Below are 23,249 nucleotides of genomic sequence, written 5' to 3' on the forward strand. Positions count from 1 at the left end.
CTCCAGCATGAACACAGCATCTGTCGATAACGCCGCCCTCCTGACGACGATTGATCGCGTGGCAACGGCTTTCAGCCGGCTCCGAGGCATCAAGGAAGGTCTCGTCAGTGGAAGCGCCACCTCCGGAATCCAGTTCGACGAGTGGGACTGGGAAGTCGGTGTCGGCCTTTACGGCTTTCTCCGACGCGCAATCTCCACCAATGACCAGAAGGCGCTACAGGAGCTCGTCGTCTGGTACAGCGGCCAGATCGAGCGCGGCCTGCCGCCGCGCCAGATCAACAGCACGGCGCCGATGCTGCCGCTCGCGATCCTTGTCGAGCATGTCGATCGTCCGGACTTTCGCGCCCTCGTCGAGGACTGGGCCGAATGGCTCGTCAAGGAATTGCCGAAGACGGAGGAGGGCGGCTTCCAGCACGTCGTCAAGGAACGCCTCAACGACGGCGAATTGTGGGACGACACGCTGTTCATGGCCTGCCTGTTCCTTGCGCGCGCCGGCGTGCTCTGCAGGCGCAACGACTGGATCGACGAGGCCGTCTACCAGTTCGTCATCCACACCCGCTATCTCTCCGATCCCGTCAGCGGGCTCTGGTATCACGGCTGGACCTTCAACGGCCGGCACAATTTCGCCAATGCCTTCTGGGCCCGCGGCAATGCCTGGATCACCGTCGCCATTCCCGAACTCTTCGATCTCGTGCCGACGCTCGGCGAGAAGGACCGGCGGTTCCTGTCGAACGTCCTCGTCAGCCAGGTGCGTTCCCTGAAAGCATATCAGCGGCCGGACGGCATGTTCACGACGCTGCTCGACGATCCCTCTTCGCCGCTGGAAACCTCGGCCACGGCGGGCATCGCCTACGGCATTTTGCGCGCCATCGATGCCGGCATTCTCGGCGAGAGCGACAAGGTCCATGCAGAGCGCGCGCTGAAGGCCGTGCTGGCCCAGATCGACGAGGAGGGCGTCGTCCACGGCGTTTCGGACGGCACGCCGATGGGCCATGACCTCGACTTCTACCGGCGCATTCCGAACCTGCCGACCCCTTATGGCCAGGCGCTGACCATGCTGCTGCTGACCGAAGTCCTTATCGAGAGCGGCCGACGCCAATGAGTGCCACCTCCCTCGTCACGATCGAGGCATTCGACGGCGACAACACCGATCGCCTGCAGACGGCAATCGACACTCTTTCAGCTTCCGGCGGCGGACGCCTGGAGCTCCTGGCTGGCATCCACCTCTGCCAGGGGCTCCGGCTCCGCTCTGGCGTCGATCTGCACCTGGCGGCCGGCGCCATCCTGCGTCCCATCCCCGACTATGCGGCCTATGCGCATACGACCGTTTCGGTGATCGCCGAAAAATCCGATCGCGGCATGATCGTCGCCAAGGATGCGCGGCGGATCGGCCTGACGGGGGAGGGACGCATCGAAGCCGGCTGCGAGAGCTTCATCATCGGAGACGACGAGAGCGTCGGCACCTTCATTCCGGCCGAATTCCGTCCGCGCGTCGTCGTCTTCGAAGGCTGCGACGAGGTCGAGATCAGTTCCATCACCATCAGCCGCTCGCCGATGTGGACGCTACATTTCGTCGGCTGCGCCGATCTTGCCGTCCGCAACGTCACGATCGAAAACGACCGTCGTCTTCCCAATACCGATGGCATCGTGCTCGACGCCTGCCGCGGCGCCGTCATCGAAGATTGCAGCATATCGACGGCCGACGACGGCATCTGCCTGAAGACCAGCATCGGGCCTGACGGTGTGGCCATCGGGCGATGCGAGAACATTCTTGTGCGCCGCTGCGCTGTTCAGAGCCTCAGCTGCGCGCTGAAGATCGGCACGGAAACGCATGGAGATGTCAGCAATGTCGTATTCGAGGACTGCAGCGTTTCGTCTTCCAACAGGGCGCTCGGCATCTTCTCCCGCGACGGCGGCCGAATATCGAATGTGAGGTTTTCCCGGATTGCCGTAGAGTGCGTGGAAACACCGGATGGTTTCTGGGGTTCGGGCGAGGCGCTGACCGTCAACGTCGTCGATCGTATCGCCGAGCGGCCTGCGGGCGCCGTCGAAAATCTCATCGTCGAAGACGTGACCGGCCGCATGGAAGGGGCGATCACCATCATCGCGGCCGCGCCGGCAGGCATCCGCAATGTGTCGCTCGCCCGGATCGCCATCGATCAGCAGCCCGGGCAACTCGGCACCGGGCGGAGCTACGACCTGCGTCCGACCAATGCCGATCTCGCGCCGAAGGCCGATGGCGGCGGACGGGCCAATGCCTGGACCCGCGGTGCGGACGGCCGCGTGATCGGCCTGCAGGACTATCCCGGCGGTATGCCGGCCGCCTACGTGGCCGGCGTTGCCGGGATCTTAATGAAAGAGGTGCGGATCAATAGGCCGACACCGCTGCCGCAAGGCTGGAACGCAATCGACGTCGTCTTCGAAACGGCGGCACCCGATGGGAGTGGGGCATGGCAGAACTGAAACTTTCCACCGTCAACAAGTCGTATGGCTCCGTCAAAGTGCTGCATGACGTCGAACTCGATATCAAGGACGGCGAGTTCGTCGTCTTCGTCGGCCCGTCGGGATGCGGCAAGTCGACCCTGCTGCGCGTCATCGCCGGCCTTGAAGAGGTCACGTCGGGCGGAATCGCGATCGGCGGCCGGGACGTCAGCGCCCTTTCGCCGGCCGAGCGCAAGATCGCCATGGTCTTCCAGTCCTACGCGCTCTATCCGCATATGAGCGTCCGCAAGAACCTCGCTTTCGGCCTGGAGAATCTGAAGTTCAAGCGCGCCGAAATCGAGGCGCGGATCGCCGAAGCCGCCAGGATGCTGGCGATCGAACCCTATCTCGACCGGCGGCCGAAGCAGCTTTCCGGCGGCCAGCGCCAGCGCGTGGCGATCGGCCGGGCGATCGTGCGCGAGCCTGACATTTTCCTGTTCGACGAGCCGCTTTCCAACCTCGACGCGGCGCTGCGCGTCCAGACCCGGGCGGAGATCACCAAGCTCCACCGCGAGATCAAGACGACGATGATCTATGTCACCCACGACCAGGTCGAGGCGATGACCATGGCCGACAAGATCGTCGTGCTGCGCGCCGGGCGGGTCGAGCAGGTCGGCGCACCGCTCGAACTCTTCGACCACCCGCGTAATCTCTTCGTCGCCGGCTTCCTCGGCTCGCCGCGCATGAACATCATCAAGGGCAAGGTCGCCGCCATCGGCGAGAGCGGTGTCGTCATCGATGTCGTCAGCGGCGGCAGGATCGTCAGCGATGTCGATCCCAAGGGCATCGCCGTCGGGCAGGATGTGCTGGCCGGCATAAGGCCCGCGCATTTCTCCCGTTCCAGCGAGAGCGGTCTGCCGTTCGTCGTCCAATATCACGAAGGCCTCGGCACCGAGACCTATGTCTACGGCAATCTTGCCGGGCAGGAGGAGCAGATCATCATCCATGAAGCCGGCCATTTCGCACCTGTTCAGGGCGACCGGATCATGATCGATGCCGATCCGGCCCGCGTTCATCTGTTCGATCCCGAAAGTGGCCTGGCTTTTGCCCGCCGATCGGGGCAGGGGAGGCGCTGACCATGGCTGCTGCTGCATTGTTCTCCCAGGCGGGCGACACGGCGATGAAGGTGGTCGAGGCGCCGATGAATGCGTTCGAGCGCCTCTTCGGCCGCAAGCGCATGCCTTGGCTGTTCCTGGCGCCGAACCTTATTCTGTTCGCCATCTTCACATTCCTTCCGATCGCCATCGCGGTCGGTTACGCCTTCACCGGCGGCACCAATCTTTTCGTCTCGGAGCGGCCCTTCGTCGGCTTCGACAACTTCCGCGCCCTGCTTTCCTGCGGCAATTACCTGCAGCCGGGAACCTGCCAGGAATCGCTGTTCTGGACGGCGGTGTGGAATACGCTCTGGTTCGTCGCATTGAACGTCACCGCCACTTTGCTGGTGGCGCTGATCACGGCGCTGATCCTCAACCGGGCGATCTTTGCGCGCGGCTTCTTCCGGGCGATGTTCTTCTACCCCGTTCTGCTGTCGCCCGTCGTCATCGGCCTGATCTGGAAATGGTTCCTCGATCGCAACGGACTGCTGAACGCCTTCTTCCAGATGCTCGGCGTTCCCCCGGAGATCTTTCTGCTCGATGTCGGCTGGTCGCGGTTCTTCGTGGTGGTGGTCTCGGTCTGGTTCCACATGGGCTTTTACACCCTGATCCTGCTCGCCGGTCTCCAGGCGATCCCGAAGGAGCTCTACGAGGCAGCCTCCATCGACGCCGCGTCGCCGCGCCGCACCCTCTTCAGGATCACGCTGCCGCTGCTGGCGCCGAACCTGCTCGTCGTCTTCATCCTTCTGATGATCAAGTCCGTGCAGATCTTTGACGAAGCTTGGGTTCTGACGAATGGCGGCGGCCCGGGCACGGCCAACAGCTTCATCGTCCAATATATCTACCAGATGGCCTTCAGCAGCGATCTTCGCCTCTTCGGCCTTGCCTCGGCCGCGTCGGTTCTCATGGGGCTGGTGCTTCTGGTTCTCACCCTCATACAGCTGCGCCTCGGCAAGCGAATGGAGTCCTGAGATGAACAGCTCTATGAACCCGATCCGCTTCATGACGCGCACGCGCCGGGCCGGACGCATCGACATCACCGATATCCTGTCGTGGGTTTGGCTGATCGGCGGCACGCTCGCCGTGCTCGTTCCCGTCCTCTGGGCTGGTCTCTCCTCGCTGAAGCCGGCGGCCGAAATCACCCGCTTTCCGCCGACGCTGCTGCCGCGCGCCGCGGTGGAGCAAACCGTGCCCGGCTTCGACAAGCCGCTCAGCATCTGGCAGGTGACGATCGACGGCCAGGCGCGTGAAATGGCGATGGTCCGGCGCATCGGCCTCAAGGCGCAGATGGTCGATCCCGCCAATCCGGGACAGCCGGTCAGCGTCGACGTGAAGGGGATCACCCCGGTGCAGCACATGACCGTCGCCACCGAGAACTACACCGATCCGCTGACGCGCTTCAACTTCCTGACCTTCCTCAAGAACTCGGTGTTCGTCACCGTCGTTGCGACGCTTTTGACGCTTGTTGTCAACGCCATGGCGGCCTTTGCCCTGTCGAAATACAAATTTCGCGGCGACACGACGGTTTTCGTCATCATCATCTCGACGCTGATGATCCCGCTCGCCGTGGTCATGGTCCCTGCCTATCTCGTCATCGTCGGGGTGGGGCTTGCCGACAATCTCTGGGGCGTCATCCTGCCGACGATCGCCTCGCCGACCGCCGTCTTCCTGCTGCGGCAATATATGCTGACCATACCGGACGAGTTGATCGAGGCGGCGCGCGTCGATGCGGCGAGCGAATTCTGCATCTTCTGGCGCATCATCCTGCCCCTGACGGCGCCGGCCCTCGCGGTTCTCGCGATCTTCTCCGTGCTCTGGCGCTGGAACGACTTCCTCTGGCCGCTCATCGTGCTCAACAGCCGCGAGAATTTCACGCTGCAGGTGGGCCTCAACGCCTTCCAGGGCGAGTTTTCGGTGCAGTGGCACTATATCCTGGCGATGACCTTCCTCAGCCTGCTGCCTGTCACCGTCGTGTTCCTGTTCCTGCAGAAATACATCACGACGGGCATTGCCGGAACGGGGATGAAGTAGGCGAAGCTGGCGCATAACCCCGACCAGGGGTTGAGGCGGGAGACCCTCCCGAGCGTTGCAGCTGCAGCGCTCGCCGGCGAGGCAGATCGCCTTCGGGCCGGATTCGACATCGCACCATTGCGCGGGTAGGGCTGTGGCCTCCCGCTTTCGACAGGAGCGGTTCAGGCTCGATCGCCTGAGCCGCTTCAATGTCGTGTGAGGCAATGCCCGCAACCAGCACCCTGCTGCGGGCGAAAAATCACAAAACGGTTTCGAAGAGCGGGATCAAGGCCGCACCGATGGCGCCGGGGGCATCGATGATCTGCGCCACGGCAAGCCGCGGAACGTCGCGCAATGCGCCGTGCCGAGGCAGATTATTGAATTCGGTCCGTTCGATCAGCATTCTTGCAAGTGAATGCGGAAGCTCGCCGCCCAGCACGATCAAGGCCGGGTCGAAGATCGCGCAGATCGCGTTGATGGCCCGATTGTGGGCCGGCGTGACACGGTCGATCCACTCCTCGACGCCGTCCCAATCCACCAGATTTTCGTTCTTCAGGTCCTTCAGGGTCAGCCCCAGGCGCCCCTTGGTGCGAAGATGTTCGAGCAGTTGGTTGAGGGCGGGTCGATCGTCGTAATCCTGACGTCCGAAGAGAACGGAAAATTCCCCGGCGTTTCCGAAGCTGCCGCGAAATGGCATGCCCCCGCAAACCAGGCCGCCGCCATAGCCATGAAGGTGGGCGATATAGGCGAAATCGGCGACATCGCGGCCGACGCCGAAGATTGCTTCCGCCAAGGCAGCGGTCCTGGCGACATTGTCAGCCCAGACCGGCAGACCAAGGCGCTCTCCAAGCACGGGCGCGAGATCGATCAGCGACCAATGGGCGAGCGGCAGCGGACAGTTGAATGCCGTTTCCAGCATGCGGTGGCCGGCGACCGCCAGGCCGACGCCGAGAACATCGCGCCGCCCCGCGCCGCGCCGGGCAAGAATGTCTTCGACCGCCGCTTCGATTCGGTCCATCTCCAGGGATAGCGAGGAGCCGGTCTGCGGAATTTCCATATTCTCCAACGGCTCGCCGAAACCCATGAGGCAAAGGCTGATGGAGCCGACGTTGACGGAGATGCCGAGCGTGAGACACCAGTCCTTTCGGAGCGTCAGCTCCGGACTCGGCGGTCCGGCGCGCCGGTTCTCCGATTGGGAAAAGACGAGCATTCCCCGCTCGTGAAGGCGTCCGACGATCCTGTGCAGCGATTGCTGGGTCAGATCGAGCGGCTCGGTCAGATCGGAGCGCTCAATGCCGGGCGACTTCCAGATCAACCGCAAGACGTCCCGTTCATTGCGAGAAGCCACCCGCGTCGGTTGTGCGTCTTGCAGGAAATGGGGGGCGACATGGTCCAGAGGAACGTACTTCATTTTCCGATCATTTTGATTTACACTGTGAGTGTGAAGCAGGTGAAGGGGACGCTTTGCTTCTGCGGGGCAAGGAAGTCATCCGTGGTTTCGCCGGTCCTGCTTACCTCATCGAGATTGGTCATACCAGTCGAGATGACATGTCATGTGGCAAGGAAAAGAATCGAGTTGCATGAGATCATTGAGACCTGAGAATACTGCCCGCGCTCCTGAGCATGAGGGTTACGGTTTTGTGCCGACGCATGAAGGCGCGAACTTCGAATCGATGGTTCAGGCCTTTTCGACAGGCTATGGGGTTTTCGGCGGACAGCCGCTGAGTAACGACCGGAGTTTTGCCTGGGCGGCAGATTTGAGACGGACTGAGGCATTCACGATGTTTCATTCCGTATATCAGAGTTCCTGGACAATCCGAACGCTCGACGAAAGCCCGCAACATCTTGCGTTTTACATGCCGTATACAGGTTCCTTTCGCTTGTCTGTCGGCAAGAGAACGGTCGAAAGCGGGGCCGGACACCTTCTCATGGCCAATAACCATGAGGCCGGTGATCGCGTGATCCAGGGTGGCCCGCATCGCTCGGATGTCCTCTTCCTGGACTGGAAGGTCGTAAAGCGAGTGCTCTCTTCGCTGGTGGAGACGCCGCTCTCCGAGTCGCTCGACCTCGAGCCCGTCCTGGATCTCTCCACTCAGCCCGGGCAGCTCATCGGCAATCTGGCCCGGACGGTTGTGCAGGGCATGCGCGAAAGCGGCCCGCTTCTATCTTCCCCCCTTGCCGCAGCGGCGATGAGCGAGACCCTCGCTCACCTGGTGATCCGATTTGGCCGACACCGTCTTTCCGACCATCTGGAAAAAAAGAAAGTGTCGCTGATTGCACCTTGGCATGTCCGACGGGCGATCGACTACATGCATGCCAATATCGCGGAACCTCTCACCATGACGATGGTTGCCGATGATGTCGGTGTTTCCCTGCGCGCGCTGCAGACGGGCTTCAAAGCTTTCCGGGGGACGTCGCCGGCCGGTTACCTTCGCACGATCCGGCTGCAGGCCGCTCGCGAGCAGTTGCGGGATCCGACGAACCAGCAATCCGTCCGGGAAATCTGCGCGATATGGGGTTTTGCCCATGCGGGCAGGTTCTCCATTGTTTACCGCAGCACCTTTGGTGAGAGCCCGCGGGATACCCGGCTGCGGGCCGAACGTTTGCGCTGATCTGAGCTTTGGAATTCGAGTCCCGGTCTTCCCGGCGGTTAACCAGGCGGTGCGACGCTGCCGCGCAGGACGAGATGGCATCCGAGCTCCAGGCGATGGGCCGGCCGTTGGGGGTCGTTGGCGATCAGCCTCTGTTCGATAAGCGCGAGCGCCGCGGCACCGAGCTTGTCGGTGGGCACGCGGACCGTCGAGAGTGGCGGGCGGCTGAATTCGCCGGGAACGATGTCGTCGAAGCCGAGGACCGAGATCTCCTCGGGCACGCGGATGTCGCGATCGGCCAGTGCTTTCAGGCAGCCGAGCGCCAGGTTGTCGGCGGCGCAGAAGACGGCGGTGGCGCCTTTCATCGTCGGATCGCGATCGAGCAGCGCATTGATGGCAGCTTCGCCATGCCGGGGCTCATATCCCTCGGCCTCGACGAGCATCTCCTCGGGCACCGGAAGCTGAGCGGCGAAATAGGCATCGGAGAAGCCGTCATATCGGCGCTGAATGGTCGTGCGCCCCTTCCAGGTCAGGTGCAGGATGCGGCGATGTCCGAGCGCCAGCAGGTGCTCGATGCCGAGCCGGGCGCCGAAGCGGTTTTCGGGTGTCACCGTATCGACCAGCATGGTCGGATCCTCGCCGTTGACGATGACGACGGGCATATCGGCCGAAGCGAGACTGCGGATCAGTTCCGGCTGATCGTCGTTCAGGACCACGATGCCGTCGGCGTGCTCCGCAAGCGCGATCTGCCGGACCTCAGCGCCGTCGATACGCCGGCCGGTGCTGACGAAAGGCACGATTCGGATGCCGCGGCGCTCGCACTCCTTTCTAAGGCCGTTGAGGATTGTCCAGCTCACCAGGTTGAGGTCGCTCTCCGGAGCGGCGTCGCCCGGAATGGCGAGAAGCAACACACGCAAGGCGGCAATCGTCGCCTTCGTTCTCCGGCGGTCGAGGTAACCCAGGCGTTTGGCCGAATCCAGAACCCTTTCGCGCACTTCGATGGTCAGCGGCGCGGTTCCGTTCAGCGCGTGCGAGGCCGTACTCAGCGATACATCAGCGTCGCGCGCGACATCCTTGAGATTGACTTTGCGTTCCACTTTCTTCCGTCGCGAATTGAGGTGGCGCCTTTGAAGGCGCTAGCTAACTCGATGTTTTCACATAAAAACTTCAGAAAATCTACGTGCCTCGCAGCCTATTTTTCCGCTTTCGGCGAAAACCGGCTGCAGCGCTGCCGCAAACGAACGACGAATGCGGGCGCCGGGAGCCATTGCCGATCAGTGAGGCTTGGCGAGCAGACCGTTGAACAGCAGGTCGAAATAGGTCCGCAGGAAGGCCTCCTTGTTGGGAGTGGGCACGCGGCGGTCGTCGAATATCAGCCGCAGAACCGTCGTCGTCAGAATGGGCGCGACCACGATGTCGGAGAATTCCACCGGAATGGGGCGAAACTCGCCCGACGCCACGCCCTCGAGGATCAGGGCGTCGATCTTGGCGATGATCGGCGCAATGAACTGATCGTGGTGGCGATCGATCAGGTCGGGGAAACGCTGCCCCTCCGAGATGACCAACCGCGTCAACTCACGCGTTGCGCGGTCCTCGGGAATTTGTTCGTAGAAGAGGCCGAGAATGGAAATCAGCCTGTCGGTAGCGCTGCCGCTGAGCCGATCGGCGATCGCCAGCAGTTCCTGAAACGGCACGGAGAAGTGGTTGATCATGGCTTCGAAGAGCTTTTCCTTCGTCTCGAAGTAGACATAGACCGTGCCCTTGGTGACGCCGACCCTGTCGGCGATGTCTTCCACGCGCGTGCCGGCGAAACCGCTTCTGACGAATTCCTCGAAGGCAGCGTCCAGAATCTGGACGGGCCGCAGGGCCTTCTGTTCCGCTCGCGTCAGTTTCTTCTGAGTTGCCATTTCCTGCCTCCCCTTTGTTGCGTGCGCCCTCTTCCCCGCGGCGCAAAGTTTCATTGACTAATGCGTCAGTCAATTATATAGGAGCTGCCGTTGAGAGCAAGAGGTCAACTATGAGAACCATTCTGATCGCCACAGCGATCGTATGCGCCATCGGTCTCGGATCATGCAGCGATGAGAGCGGGCCGACCGAGCCGACCCCGCGCCAGGTCGGTGTCGTCGTCGCCAAGCCTGAGCCGCTGGTTCAGGGCGGTGCGATCACGGGAGAAGTGCGGGCGCGTGTCCAGACCGATCTGTCCTTCCGCGTCAGCGGCAAGATCATCGAGCGGCTGGTCGAGGTTGGACAGTCCGTGAAGGCGGGGCAGCTTCTCGCGCGCATCGATCCGCAAGAGCAGAAGGCCGACCTGGATGTGGCCGCGGCCAATCTTCAGTCGGCCGAGGCGCAGCAGACCCAGGCACAGCTTGCATTCGACCGCCAGCAGAGCCTGTTTCGAACGCAGGTGACGACCCGTGCGGCGCTCGACCAGGCACAGGAGGCGCTTCTGACGGCGCAGGCATCGACGAAATCGGCGCAGGCGCTCTTCGAAACCGCCCAGGACAGCCTGTCCTACACCGAGCTGAAGGCGGACGCCGACGGGGTAATCACCGCCCGCAATGCCGAGGTCGGGCAGGTGGCGCAGGCCGCCCAGGTCGTCTTCACCCTTGCCCATGATGGCGACCGCGATGCCGTCTTCGAGGTGGTGGAAAGCGCCTTCCTGCGTCCGATCGACGGCGACGGCACGGTAACTCTGTTGTCGGATCCGACACAGAAGATCACGGCGAAAGTGCGTGAGATTTCGCCGACGATCGATTCCGCCACCGGCACCATCAAGGTCAAGGTCGCGATATCGAGCGATGCTCCCGTTCCGCTGGGCGCTCCCGTCGTCGGGCGGTTCAACTACCTCTCGCAGGACGTCATCCAGCTGCCCTGGTCGGCAATGACCTCGAAGGACCGCAAGCCGGCCGTCTGGATCGTCGATCCGGCATCCTCCGTCGTTTCGGCCAGGGCGATCGACGTCGCCGGCTACGAGACCGGCAGCTTTGTCGTGAAGTCGGGCGTGTCGGCAGGAGAGGTCGTGGTGACCGACGGCACCAAGTTCCTCAGGCCCGGTGAGATCGTGTCTTACGTTAAGGAAGCTTCCAAGTGAGTATTCGTCTAAAGATAGTCGCACTTATGCTAGGCACGGCCCTCATCTCCTCCTGCGCGCCGAAGGCAGAAGAGAGGGCGGACACGCCTCGTCCGGTGCTGTCGACGACAGTCAGGCAGACGCCGGCCACGAGCCTCAGCCTGACTGGAACGATCGAACCGACGATCGAGACCGAACTCGGCTTCCGGATTCTCGGGCGAATGATTGCCCGCAACGTCAATGTCGGCGATATCGTCAAGAAGGGTGACGTCGTGGCCGCCATCGATCCGGTGGCGCTGGAGCTTGCCGTGCGCAGCGCCCAGTCCGATGTGGAAAACAGCGATGCCCAGCTTAGAAACGCGGTGACCACCGAGCAGCGCCAGCGCGCGCTGGTGGAAACGCGCTCGGGCACGGCAGCCTCGCTCGAAGAGGCCGAGCAGGCGAGGCGGACGGCCGCGGCCGCCGTCGCCAAGGCACAGGCCAATCTCGACAAGGCCAAGGAGCAGCTGGGCTATGCGCAGCTGCGGGCGGAATTCGATGGGGTTGTGACCGCGACGTCGGCCGAGGTCGGGCAGGTCGTGTCGGCCGGCCAGACGGTCGTGACCATCGCCCGGCCGGACAAACGCGACGCCGTCGTCGACGTGCCGCAGGCAGCCGCTCAGAAACTGAAGATCGGCGCGCCCTTCGAAGTGACGCTGCAACTCGATCCGACGATCCGCACCTCGGGGGTCGTGCGTGAGATCGCGCCGGAAGCGGAGACCGCCACCCGCACCAGCAGAACCAAAATCGCGCTCGCCGATCCGCCTGAAGCGTTCCGGCTCGGCTCGGTTATCACTGCCGCTGCAACCATCGCGGCGGAGCCGGAGATCGTGCTGCCGTCCTCGGCCATCCTTGCCGGCAGCGACGGCCCGAGCGTCTGGATCGTCGATGTGCCCGGCAAGAAGGTGTCGCTGCGCCGCGTGAAGATCGCGGGCGACGTCGTCGACGGCGGCACCGTCCGCGTCACGGAAGGGCTTGTCCTCGGAGACAGGGTGGTCGTGGCCGGCGTGCATAAACTTGAAGATGGCCAGGCCATCAGGATCGACCAGGAGATCAGCCAGTGAAGTCCTTCAATCTTTCCGACTGGGCGCTCGAACACCGTTCGCTCGTCTGGTACTTCATGATCGTCTTCATTCTCGCAGGCGCCTTTTCCTACCTGAACCTCGGCCGTGAAGAAGATCCGAATTTCACGATCAAGACGATGGTGATCACCGCCCAGTGGCCCGGCGCTTCCGCAGAGGAGGTGACGCGGCAGGTGACCGACCGGATCGAGAAGAAGCTGCAGGAGCTGGAATCGCTCGACTACACCAAGAGCCAGACCGTTGCCGGCCAGACGACCGTCTTCGTCGAACTGCTGCCGACGACCAAAGCAAAAGATGTCGCGCCGACCTGGCTGCGCATCCGCAACATGATCGCCGATATCAAGGGCGATTTCCCGAGCGGCGTCGTCGGGCCCTTCTACAACGATCGTTTCGGCGACGTGTTCGGCAACATTTATGCCTTCACCAGCGACGGGCTGACCCAGCGCCAGCTTCGCGATCTGGTGGAAAACGCCCGCTCCGAAGTCCTGACCGTGCCCGATGTCGGCAAGGTCGACGTGATCGGCGCGCAGGACGAGGCGATTTATCTGGAATTCTCCACCCGCCAGATCGCAGCGCTTGGCATCGACCAGCAGTCGGTCATCCAGACCCTGCAGGCCCAGAATGCCGTCACGCAGTCCGGCTTCGTCGATGCCGGTCCGGAGCGCATCGCCTTGCGGGTGAGCGGACAGTTCACATCCGAGGAAAGCCTGCGGTCGATCAACCTGCGCATCAACGACCGCTTCTTCCCGCTGACCGACGTCGCCACGATCACGCGCGGCTACGTCGATCCGCCGTCAGCGCTGTTCCGCTTCAACGGCGAGCCGGCGATCGGGCTTGCCATCGGCATGAAGCAGGGCGCCAATCTTCTGGAATTCGGCGAGGGGCTCGACGCGCAGATGAAACGCGTCGTTGCCGATCTTCCGATCGGCGTCGATGTCCACCGCGTATCCGACCAGCCGCATGTCGTCGACGAAGCCGTTTCGGGCTTCACCCGCGCGCTCTTCGAAGCGATCGTCATCGTTCTCGTCATCAGCTTCATCAGCCTCGGCCTGCGCGCCGGCATGGTGGTGGCGATCTCCATCCCCCTCGTGCTCGCCATCACCTTCGTGGTGATGGAATATTCCGGCATCTCGCTGCAGCGCATCTCGCTCGGCGCACTCATCATTGCGCTCGGGCTGCTCGTCGACGACGCCATGATCGCCGTGGAGATGATGGTGGCACGCCTGGAGGCGGGCGACGATCTCAGGAAGGCGGCGACCCACGTCTATACATCGACGGCTTTTCCGATGCTGACGGGAACGCTCGTCACCGTCGCGGGCTTCATCCCCGTCGGTCTCAACAACAGCGCCGCCGGCGAATTCACCTTCACGCTGTTCGTGGTGATTGCGGTTTCGCTGGTCGTTTCCTGGATCGTGGCGGTGCTGTTCACGCCGCTCCTCGGCGTCACCATCCTGCCGAAGACGATGAAGTCGCATCACGAGAAGAAGGGGCGCTTCGCCGCCATCTTCTCCTGGCTGCTGAAGCTCGCCATGCGCTGGCGCTGGATCACCATCGTGCTGACGGTCGGCGTCTTCGCCCTTTCGGTCGGCGGCATGGGCCTGGTGCAACAGCAGTTCTTCCCGAATTCGGACAGAACCGAGCTCGTCATCGACTGGAATCTGCCGCACAACAGCTCGATCGCCGAGACCAACCGGCAGATGGCCAAGTTCGAGAAGGATATGCTGGCCGGCAACAAGGACATCGACCACTGGACGACCTATGTCGGCCAGGGCGCGCCGCGCTTCATCCTGTCCTTCGACGTGCAGACGCCGGATGTGTCGTTCGGGCAGACGGTGATCGTCACCAAGGGGCTCGAGGTGCGCGACAAGGTGCGGGCCGATCTGCAGGCCTATCTGACGAAGACGTTCCCCGGCACCGACGCCTTCGTCAAGCTTCTCGACATCGGCCCGCCGGTCGGCAAGCCGGTCCAGTACCGCATCAGCGGCCCTGACATTCAGAAGGTGCGCGACATTTCCCAGCAGTTTGCCGGCGTCGTCGGTTCGCATCCGCTGCTGTCGAATATGGTTCTGGACTGGAACGAACCTTCCCGCGTGGTGAAGGTCGATGTCCTGCAGGACAAGGCGCGCCAGCTCGGCGTCTCCTCCGAGGACATCGCAACCGCTCTCAACGGCATCGTCGAGGGCTCGACGGCAACGCAGATCCGTGACGACATCTACCTGGTCAACGTCGTCGGGCGGGCCAGGGCATCCGAGCGCGACTCCATCCAGACGTTGCAGAACCTGCAGCTCTCCACCTCCAACGGCAAGGTCGTGCCTCTGTCGGCGGTGGCGAACTTCCGCTACGAGCTCGAGCAGCCGACGATCTGGCGTCGCGACCGGCAACCGACCATCACCCTCAAGGCAGCCGTCATCGGCTCGACGCAGCCGGCCACGATCGTCGAGCAGCTGAAACCGAAGGTCGAAGAGTTCCAGAAGAACCTTCCCGTCGGATACAAGGTGGAAGTCGGCGGCGCGGTCGAATCCAGCGCCGAAGCCCAGGGGCCGATCGCGGCCGTGGCACCGCTGATGCTGTTTACGATGGCGACGATCCTGATGATCCAGCTGCAGAGCTTCAGCCGCCTCTTCCTGGTCTTCGCGGTGGCGCCGACGGCGCTGATCGGCGTGGTCGCGGCGCTGCTGCTGAGCAATGCCCCCATGGGCTTCGTCGCGATCCTCGGCATTTTGGCGCTGATCGGCATCCTGATCCGCAACTCGGTCATCCTGGTCGTGCAGATCGAACATCTGCGCGCCGAAGGTGTTGCGGCGTGGCAGGCGGTCATCGAGGCGACGGAACACCGGATGCGGCCGATCATGTTGACGGCGGCGGCCGCAACCCTCGCGCTGATCCCGATCTCGCGCGAGATCTTCTGGGGGCCGATGGCCTACGCCATGATGGGCGGCATCGTCATCGGAACCGCGCTGACCCTGCTGTTCCTGCCGGCGCTCTACGTCGCCTGGTTCAGAATCCCGAGGGATGAGGGGGTTCGGGCCGACGCCGCGGCGGAAGCATGAGGACGGGCTTTGACGGCTTTCAAAAGCAGCCGCCGCGTCGGCGGCTGCATCGCTCGGTTTCCAGGGGAACAAATCGATGAGGGAATGGTACTGTCAAAAGCTGCCAAAGGCCGGCTCGGCCGTTATAGTCGCGATCGGCCTGGCGGTGCTTGCAGGCTGCGCCACGAGACCATCGCCTGAAGTCCTGAAGCCCGTTCATCTCAGTGAGCCTGTTCATGCCGAAACGGTTCCGGATCGGGTAAACGTCCTGGCCGCGACCAATAGGGCGCCCGATAGCGTGCGGGGCGGGTTTGGCGGCACATGGGCCGCGAACCTGACATACGAGCAATACACGTTTTCGGTTCCGCCCGGCAGGAAGGACACCGCCATCGTCTACCCGACGGTGAAGCCGGACCCGGAACGGCAATTTGCCGTCGTCGAGCGCAAGCCGTTGCCGAAGGACGCCTTCGTGAAGCAGGCGCTGGGCTCCGTGCAACCCGACGGCACCATCGGCATCTTCGTGCACGGCTATAACTACAGTTATCAGGAGGCGCTTTATCGCACCGCCCAGATCGCCGCGGACGCCAAGATACCGGGCGCTCCGATCCTGTTTTCCTGGCCTTCGGCCGCATCCGTCGCGGGATATGTCGCCGACCGCGATGCCGCGCTTTCCTCGCGCAGCGAACTCGACTCTCTCGTCACGTCGCTTTCGGCCTCGGGCAAGGTGAAGCGCATCATCCTGTTCGGACACAGCATGGGCGGATTCCTGGTGATGGAAACGGTACGGCAGCTCAAGCTGCAGCATCGCGACGAGGTCGTCGGTAAGCTGGCCGTGGTGCTCGCCGCCCCCGATATCGACGTCGACGTGTTCCGTTCCCAGCTCACGGATATCGGCCAGATGCCGATCCCGATCTCCCTTCTTGTCTCGAAGGATGATCGGGCGCTCGTGGCATCGAGCTTCATCGCGGGAGAGCGCCCGCGCGTCGGGCGTCTCGATATCAATGATCCCGTCATCGAGGAGGCTGCCATGAAGGAAAGGCTTCGGGTCATCGACATCACGTCGATCGAGGCATCCGACGGGCTGGGGCACGATCGCTATGCATCGCTTGCCAAGTTCGGCGCCCAGCTCGCCTCCTTCGAGAGCGGCCGACGCCAGAGCGCCGGCGACGTCGGCGCCTTCGTCTTCGATGCTGCCGGGGCGGCGGTCGCAAGTCCGTTTCGACTGGCCGGACGGGTCGCCGCCGCTCGATAGGCGGCGGCCACCGCTTGTCCGCGGCGCTGCCCGGAGGCATCTGTACAGTATGGTCATCAGCATTGTGTACAATGTGACTATTAAATTGTCAGATGCCTAAATGAAGCGCAGACTTCCTCCCGTGGTCGAGTCGCCACAGGGGATATGGGAGGGCATTCATGAGCATTCGAGATCCGTCTCCCTCGTTGTATAACGAGGACCTTGCACCCGCCGCGGAGCGCAAATGGGGTGCATTCAGCATCTTCAACGTCTGGACGTCTGATGTCCACAGCCTGTGGGGCTATTATCTGGCGGCGAGCCTGTTCCTGCTGTGCGGCAGCTTCGTCAATTTCGTCATCGCCATCGGCATCGGCTCCCTGGTGATCTTCTTTCTGATGAGCCTGGTCGGCAATGCCGGCGTGCGCACCGGCGTACCCTTTCCGGTTCTGGCGCGAGCCTCCTTCGGTACCTTCGGCGCCAATGTTCCGGCACTGGTCCGGGCGGTGGTCGCCTGCTTCTGGTACGGAGCGCAGACCGCCGCCGCATCCGGCGCGATCGTCGCCTTGCTGATCAGGAACGAGAGCCTGCTCGCCTTCCATCAGAACAGCCACATGCTCGGCCACTCGACCCTCGAACTCATCTGCTACGTCATCGTCTGGGCGCTGCAGCTGCTGATCATTCAGCGGGGGATGGAAACGGTTCGCAAGTTCCAGGATTGGGCCGGCCCCGCCGTCTGGATCATGATGCTGATCCTGGCCGTCTACCTGGTCGTCAAGTCGGGCACCTTCTCGTTCGGTTCGGAAATCCCGCGCGATGTGTTGATCGAAAAGACCAAGGATGCCGGCGTGCCGGGCGAGCCCGGCTCGTTTGCGGCGCTTGCCGCGGTGGCCGCCACCTGGATCACCTATTTCGCAGCGCTCTACCTGAACTTCTGCGATTTCTCGCGTTATGCGACGAGCGAAAAGGCGCTCAGGAAAGGCAATCTCTGGGGGCTGCCGATCAATCTCCTGGCCTTCTGCCTTGTTGCGGGTGTCACGACCACGGCGGCCTTCACCGTCTATGGCGAGGTGCTGCTGCATCCGGAAATGATATCGGCGAAATTTGATAGCTGGTTTCTGGCGCTGCTTGCCGCGCTGACATTCGCGGTCGCCACGCTCGGCATCAACGTCGTGGCGAACTTCGTGTCGCCGGCGTTCGATTTCGCCAATGTCTTCCCGCGTCAGATCAACTTCAAACGCGGGGGATACATCGCCGCGCTGATCGCGCTCGTGCTCTATCCGTTTGCTCCCTGGGAGACGGGTGCGGCGCATTTCGTCAATTTCATCGGATCGACGATGGGGCCGATTTTCGGCATCATGATGGTAGATTACTACCTCATCCGAAAGAGCCAACTGAACGTCGAAGCGCTCTACCACGAGAATGGCGAATTCCGGTTCCAGAACGGATGGCACGGCAATGCCTTCATCGCATTTGCGGTGGGCGCACTGTTTTCTTCGATCCTGCCGACCTTCACCTCGATCCTGCCGGACTGGTGGGGCACCTATGGCTGGTTCTTCGGCGTCGCCATCGGCGGGGCGATCTATTTCGTGCTGAGAATGGGCGCGCGGCGCAATCCGGCCTTCGCGTCATGACGAAAGGAAGGCGCCCGGTACTGGCCGGGCGCCTTCATATTATGTTTGCGTGAGCTGCCGTCAGGGCAGGGATCCGTCATTCGCCCCTGTTCAGCGGCGTGCCGCCACCGCATGGATGGCCGCGCGGGCTGTCGGTTGCGCCATCGTCCTCGCCGTCGAGCGAAGAGCTGCCGACTGGCCGTGGGCCGCATCGTCGAGCCTGAACTGGGCGATCAACTCGCGAAGCTTCTGGGCTTCCTGCGCGAGCGAGTCGGATGCTGCCGTCGACTGTTCCACCATCGCTGCGTTCTGTTGTGTGGTCTGGTCCATCTGATTGACCGCGACGTTCACTTCGCTCAATCCGATCGACTGCTCTTTCGCAGACGTGGCGATCGAATCCATATGATGATTGATCTGGGTGATGAAGCCGCCGATGGTCTTCAAGGCCTGGCCGGTATCGCGCACCAGCTTGACGCCGCTTTCTACCTCCTTCGAGGAGTTCTGGATCAGGCCCTTGATTTCCTTGGCAGCGCTCGCGGAGCGCTGGGCGAGTTCGCGCACTTCCTGGGCAACGACGGCAAAACCCTTGCCGGCCTCACCGGCTCTCGCCGCCTCGACGCCGGCATTCAGGGCCAGAAGGTTGGTCTGGAATGCGATTTCGTCGATGACGCTGATAATGTTGGAAATCTGCTGCGACGACGTCTCGATGCGTTCCATCGCTTCCTCTGCATGGGAGACGACTTCTGCGGAGATCCCGGCGCTGCGATTTGCTTCTGTGGCGACCGTGCGCGTCTCCTCGGTCCGCTTGCTGGAATTCGACACGTTCGCGGTGATCTGTTCCAGCGCGGCGGCCGTCTCCTCGAGCGAGGCTGCCTGCTGCTCCGTGCGCTTGGAAAGATCGCTGGCGCCGGAAGAAATTTCTCGCGTGCCTTCGTCGATCGTGCCGATGCTTTCGGAAATTGCTCTCAACGTCGCGCCGAGCTGTGCTACCGACTGGTTGAAGTCGTGGCGCAGCGCCTCGAAATCGGGAGCGAAGGCCTCGTTGAGCTGGAAGGCGAGGTCGCCCGCGGCGAGCCGCTTCAAACCGGCGGCAAGACCCGAGGTGGCAATGCGCAGCCGCTCCGAAGCGTCTTCTTCCGCCTGCTTTTGGGCGGCAACGCGATCGGCCTCCGCCTTGTTGCGGTTTTCTTCGGATTCCAGCGCCAGCCGCTTGTTCGTGATCGCCGCTCGGCGGAAGATCTCTACTGCCGCAGCCATCGAGCCGACCTCATCGGCGCGGTCGGCAAAGGGGATTTCCGAGCCGGTGTCCCCCTCGGCCAGGCGCCGCATCGAGACGGTGATGCCGGTGATCGGGTTGGCGATGCTCTTCAGCACGAAGGCGACTGCGCCGAGAACGAGCAATCCCGCAAATCCGATCGCGGCAAGAAGGTAGAATTCTATCGAGGCGAAGGTTTCCTTGCTGAGTTCGGCAGCCTTGTTGCTGCCGCTGACATCCAGCTCGACGAGGCTCGCCGTCGCTTCCTTCAGCGTGTCCGAGTAGGAGCGCATCCCAGCGCCCAGATATTGCCCGGCTTCCTCGGTCTTGTTGGCGCGCGAAAGAGCGAGCAATTGCGAGCTGCTGGCGATGTAGCCCTCAACGCTCTCCTTGATCGCCTTGATCAGCTCGCGCTCGTGGTCGGACGAAGCAAGCGGAAGGTAGGCGTCCACCGATCTGCGAATGGCATTCTCGGCGACGGCAATGGACTCTTCGCGCGCCTTTTTCTCCGCCTCGGTCTGCGCGATGACGTGATCGCGGTAGGCGAGGCGCAAATTCGTCATGTTGAGATTGATCGCCTGCGAAGCCTGCACGCTCGGCAGCCAGCGGGTGGCGATTTCCTCGGTGGAACCGTTGGTATTTCGAAGACCATCGACGGCGAGATAAGCGACAAGACCGAAAAGGAGGGCGATGCCGCTGAAGATCAACAGCAAACTCGTTTTTATGTTTGGACGACGCATTAAAGTCCTCATCGAACGGTCCCGGCGTCATACCGGCTTGACGTTATCCCTTTGTAACGAAAAAAATTTAACGATGTGTTCCGGAAGGTAACAGGGCCGTTTACCAGTTTTCCGGAAACTCGCCGCCCCTTGCGTGTTCATGATCTCGCTCAGACAGGAAAACGCCTATCGATAGTCGTCAGGGATGACAGGAGCCAGTAATGATGAAGCGCATATTTTCAGTCCTTCTTGCATTGATCCTTCCGGTGCAGGCGGCCGTTTCTCAAGCCCCGGACGAGGCGCAGGCCCGCAAAGCCCGGTCTATCGCCCAGCTTCAGTCGGAAGGCGTGCCGACCATCGATCATCTGCCGACGATCGAGGCCGAGAGCGACAGCCGCCGCCGTGATAACAAAGCTGTCGTTCAGCGTGCTATCGCGCTTGCTATCGTTGCCGTGAAAGGCGAGACCGGCGATCACGCGATGGGCCAGACCCTCATTCGGCAGTTCGATGCGGCAAGTTTCTTGACCCCCAAGGAACGAGCGTTCATGGACGATCCCGATCCATCGGAGCAGGATCGGGTGAACTTCACCTGGCGCTACGAAGGCGTGCATGTCATGTTGTGGGCGCTCGGCATAACGCCTGAGCTCGAACGTCCGGACCATATTTGCGATGTTCCGTTGATCGCGGACACGCTCCGTGAACTGGGAACAGACGGGCTGATGCGCCGCGCCAAGCTGCGCCCGCAGAAAGAGCTGCTTGACGCTGCCGACCTGATCTACCGCTACGACTGGGCTGCGGTGAACGCGCGGCTGAAGGGCGAGGAGCCGCCGGCGGGATTGAACAAGGGCGTCGTTTACGAACGCCACTACGCCCTCAATTGGCTGATCGGCTACATGGGCCAGGACTGGGACGATATTTCCACGGATACTTGATGCTGTCCTGCGCCGAATGGGCTTCCACCAAGGCGGATGCATATTGGGTGAAATAGCATTATGATCGCCACCACGCGGATCGGCGAGGAGGCCGGCCGTGGCGAGGCCATGTCTGGAAATGGAGGACGGCAGGATTTGGAACGGTTGAAGGATCCGGACAGTGTTTCCCCGCAGGCCGGCAGCGGCTCTGCATCGCCGCGGCATGAGCGGCGGGGCGTGGTGGCCGCCGCCGTATACCAGCACGGGCAGCGCATTCGCGACATCAGGATAGAAGAAGCCGGCGAATGGCGCAGCCGCGAGAATGCCATCGTCTGGATCGGCCTGCATGAGCCGGATGAAGTGCTGTTGCACCAGGTGCAGGCCGAGTTCAATCTCCATCCGCTGGCGATCGAGGATGCGGCGCAGCCCCATCAGCGCCCGAAGCTGGAGATTTACGGGGATGCGATGTTCATCGTCGCCCGTACCGCCCATATGAAGGATGGCGAGATCATCTTCGGCGAAACGCATCTGTTCGTCGGCCGCGGCTATGTCGTCTCGGTTCGCCATGGAGAGTCCTCTTCCTACCTGGCAGTCAGGCAGCGATGCGAGGCGACGCCTACCGCACTTGCCCATGGCGAGAACTACATCCTTTATTCCATCCTCGATTTCATCGTCGACAACTACATGCCCGTCATCGAGGTCGTGCAGGAGGAGGTCGAGAAGCTCGAGGATCTGGTGCTGCGCGAACAGTTGGAAAAATCCGACATCGAACGGCTTTACCTGTTGCGGCGCAAGCTCTTGCGGCTGCGCAACGCCGTGGTGCCGCTGGTGGATGTCTGCCGGCGATACGAGCACATCGACCTCCCCGGCATGGATCCGACGCTGCAGTCGCTGTTTCGCGATGTGACTGATCATGTGCGCCGGGTTCAGGAAGATATCGACGCGCTGCGCGAGGTGCTGGCCTTCGCCTTCGAGGCGAGCGTCATGATCGGCCAGACGGAACAGACCGCGATTGCCCGCAAGCTCGCCGCCTGGGCGGCGATCCTCGCCGTTCCGACCGCGATCGCCGGCATCTACGGCATGAATTTTGACGACATGCCGGAACTGAAATTCCAGTACGGCTATTTCGCGGTGCTTGGCGTCATCGGCGTCCTTTGCCTCAGCCTGTTCACCTTCTTCCGCCGGAGGAAGTGGCTTTAAAACATGTCGTGCAAAAGTGTGCAGCGGTTTTTCCAGGCAAAGCGCAAAGCGCTTTTGCCGCAACGACATGCGCGAAAATTAAGAGCTAAAGCGCAAGGAGCGAATCTGAAAGATCGCGACGCGCTTTAGTCAGGACAGCCCTTTCAAAAGCCGATCCCGGTGCATGCCGACATAGCCGATGTCGTTCAGATAGAGGCGTGCGTCTCCCGCCGCGACATCCTCGGCAAAGGTCTCGTCTCCGGCTGCGGCACTTGCCAGCATGAAGTCGACGAGGGCTTGAAGCCGCCTGCAGATCATTTCCGGAAGCCGGCGCCGTTCTTCGACCGTCGCTCCATAGGCGGTGCAGAAGATTTCCGCCCGCCGCAGTTGCTCGTCGAAACCAAATACGACAGCCGGGTTGGCGGGATCGGAGAGGGGAGCCCAGCGATAGACCGCATAGGCGAGATCCCATAGGCGTGGCGCGGGATGGGCGGTGTCGAAGTCGATGATCCCGACAGCCTCGTGATCTACGGTGGCGACGTTATAGGGCGCAAAGTCTGCATGGCAGACGATCTCCCGCGGCTCCCGCGGCGGCAGCATCCATGCCTTGATCTCGCCATCCGCTTCCAGAAAACCTTCGGAGGCCGAATGAAACTCGCGCAGAAGCCTCGCTGCCGATATCAGCATGCGCTCCGATCCGACAAAGGGATCGCTGAGGTCTTCGCAGACGCGCCCGGCGACGTAGCTGACGACTTCCTCGCCTTCGGCTGATATCGCGATGGGTTCCGGCGCTGCCCGGAAGCCTCTAGTCCTGAGATGGCGCAAAAACCGATGCACCGTCGGCGTCCATGCGCCTGATGGTCGGATCACGCTATTGCCGTCGCGCCAGATCTGCCCGGTCCGCCCGCCCTCCAGCAATTTCACGTCATGGCCTCCCTAGGCGACAGA

General features: G+C 62.4%; 18 protein-coding genes. 13 read left to right on the plus strand and 5 right to left on the minus strand.

Annotated elements, in window-relative coordinates; translation table 11 throughout:
• The first annotated feature begins 7 nt into the window (after positions 1–7).
• From CO655_RS09600 to CO655_RS09620, 5 genes are read left to right on the plus strand one after another with little or no spacing between them, the layout of a single operon-like run.
• The gene (locus CO655_RS09600) at positions 8–1,102 is read left to right on the plus strand and encodes a glycoside hydrolase family 88 protein (RefSeq protein ID WP_097607772.1); all 1,095 of its coding nucleotides are present in this window, start codon (positions 8–10) and stop codon (positions 1,100–1,102) included.
• Positions 1,099–2,463 (plus strand): glycoside hydrolase family 28 protein, encoded by a 1,365-nt coding sequence (locus CO655_RS09605; protein ID WP_097607771.1) that lies wholly within the window; start codon positions 1,099–1,101, stop codon positions 2,461–2,463. Before CO655_RS09600 ends, CO655_RS09605 begins: the two co-directional genes overlap by 4 nt.
• Positions 2,451–3,557: a sn-glycerol-3-phosphate ABC transporter ATP-binding protein UgpC gene (gene ugpC, locus CO655_RS09610; protein ID WP_097607770.1), complete on the plus strand. Its 1,107-nt coding sequence runs from the start codon at positions 2,451–2,453 to the stop codon at positions 3,555–3,557. The genes CO655_RS09605 and ugpC overlap by 13 nt, the downstream gene beginning before the upstream one ends.
• Positions 3,558–3,559: 2 nt before the next feature.
• Positions 3,560–4,546, plus strand: a complete 987-nt coding sequence (locus CO655_RS09615; protein WP_097607769.1) for a sugar ABC transporter permease — start codon at positions 3,560–3,562, stop codon at positions 4,544–4,546.
• A 13-nt stretch (positions 4,547–4,559) separates the two neighbouring features.
• Positions 4,560–5,606, plus strand: coding sequence for a carbohydrate ABC transporter permease (locus tag CO655_RS09620; RefSeq protein WP_170965030.1), 1,047 nt, complete (start codon positions 4,560–4,562; stop codon positions 5,604–5,606).
• Positions 5,607–5,844: 238 nt separating this feature from the next.
• Here the strand turns inward: CO655_RS09620 and CO655_RS09625 are convergent, their stop codons facing one another.
• Positions 5,845–6,996, minus strand: a complete 1,152-nt coding sequence (locus CO655_RS09625; protein ID WP_097664469.1) for an ROK family transcriptional regulator — start codon at positions 6,994–6,996, stop codon at positions 5,845–5,847.
• 169 nt (positions 6,997–7,165) lie between these two features.
• On the opposite strand from CO655_RS09625, the gene CO655_RS09630 reads away from it, so the two are divergent.
• On the plus strand, positions 7,166–8,197 hold the full coding sequence (locus tag CO655_RS09630) for an AraC family transcriptional regulator (RefSeq protein ID WP_097664470.1): 1,032 nt from the start codon (positions 7,166–7,168) through the stop codon (positions 8,195–8,197).
• Positions 8,198–8,235: 38 nt separating this feature from the next.
• On the opposite strand, the gene CO655_RS09635 is transcribed toward CO655_RS09630, so the two are convergent.
• Together CO655_RS09635 and CO655_RS09640 are read right to left on the minus strand one after the other, a co-directional pair.
• Positions 8,236–9,273 (minus strand): LacI family DNA-binding transcriptional regulator, encoded by a 1,038-nt coding sequence (locus CO655_RS09635; RefSeq protein ID WP_097664471.1) that lies wholly within the window; start codon positions 9,271–9,273, stop codon positions 8,236–8,238.
• A 177-nt stretch (positions 9,274–9,450) separates the two neighbouring features.
• Entirely contained in the window at positions 9,451–10,083 is a 633-nt protein-coding gene (locus tag CO655_RS09640; RefSeq protein WP_097607764.1) for a TetR/AcrR family transcriptional regulator, read from the minus strand.
• Between the two features lie 110 nt (positions 10,084–10,193).
• On the opposite strand from CO655_RS09640, the gene CO655_RS09645 reads away from it, so the two are divergent.
• From CO655_RS09645 to CO655_RS09665, 5 genes are all read left to right on the plus strand, one after another.
• Entirely contained in the window at positions 10,194–11,267 is a 1,074-nt protein-coding gene (locus CO655_RS09645) for an efflux RND transporter periplasmic adaptor subunit (RefSeq protein ID WP_097664472.1), read from the plus strand.
• Positions 11,264–12,349 (plus strand): efflux RND transporter periplasmic adaptor subunit, encoded by a 1,086-nt coding sequence (locus tag CO655_RS09650; protein ID WP_097664473.1) that lies wholly within the window; start codon positions 11,264–11,266, stop codon positions 12,347–12,349. Before CO655_RS09645 ends, CO655_RS09650 begins: the two co-directional genes overlap by 4 nt.
• Complete coding sequence (locus CO655_RS09655; RefSeq protein ID WP_097664474.1) at positions 12,346–15,417, plus strand: efflux RND transporter permease subunit; 3,072 nt, start codon at positions 12,346–12,348, stop codon at positions 15,415–15,417. Before CO655_RS09650 ends, CO655_RS09655 begins: the two co-directional genes overlap by 4 nt.
• Positions 15,418–15,493: 76 nt before the next feature.
• Positions 15,494–16,648, plus strand: coding sequence for an alpha/beta fold hydrolase (locus tag CO655_RS09660; RefSeq protein ID WP_097664475.1), 1,155 nt, complete (start codon positions 15,494–15,496; stop codon positions 16,646–16,648).
• Between the two features lie 158 nt (positions 16,649–16,806).
• Positions 16,807–18,258 (plus strand): NCS1 family nucleobase:cation symporter-1, encoded by a 1,452-nt coding sequence (locus CO655_RS09665; RefSeq protein WP_097607759.1) that lies wholly within the window; start codon positions 16,807–16,809, stop codon positions 18,256–18,258.
• Between the two features lie 90 nt (positions 18,259–18,348).
• On the opposite strand, the gene CO655_RS09670 is transcribed toward CO655_RS09665, so the two are convergent.
• A complete protein-coding gene (locus CO655_RS09670; RefSeq protein ID WP_097664477.1) occupies positions 18,349–20,232 on the minus strand; it encodes a HAMP domain-containing methyl-accepting chemotaxis protein in 1,884 nt (627 codons plus the stop codon).
• A gap of 200 nt (positions 20,233–20,432) precedes the next feature.
• Between CO655_RS09670 and CO655_RS09675 the strand changes: the two genes are divergently transcribed.
• The gene (locus tag CO655_RS09675) at positions 20,433–21,143 is read left to right on the plus strand and encodes a DUF4272 domain-containing protein (protein WP_097664478.1); all 711 of its coding nucleotides are present in this window, start codon (positions 20,433–20,435) and stop codon (positions 21,141–21,143) included.
• Between the two features lie 135 nt (positions 21,144–21,278).
• Positions 21,279–22,322 (plus strand): magnesium and cobalt transport protein CorA, encoded by a 1,044-nt coding sequence (locus CO655_RS09680; protein WP_097607807.1) that lies wholly within the window; start codon positions 21,279–21,281, stop codon positions 22,320–22,322.
• Between the two features lie 129 nt (positions 22,323–22,451).
• Here CO655_RS09680 and CO655_RS09685 read toward each other — a convergent pair whose 3' ends face one another.
• Positions 22,452–23,225, minus strand: a complete 774-nt coding sequence (locus CO655_RS09685; protein WP_097664479.1) for an aminoglycoside phosphotransferase family protein — start codon at positions 23,223–23,225, stop codon at positions 22,452–22,454.
• Positions 23,226–23,249 lie beyond the last annotated feature (24 nt).

The sequence above is a fragment of the Rhizobium sp. M1 genome, assembly GCF_002531805.1.
GTDB classification, from domain to species: Bacteria; Pseudomonadota; Alphaproteobacteria; order Rhizobiales; family Rhizobiaceae; genus Rhizobium; species Rhizobium etli_C.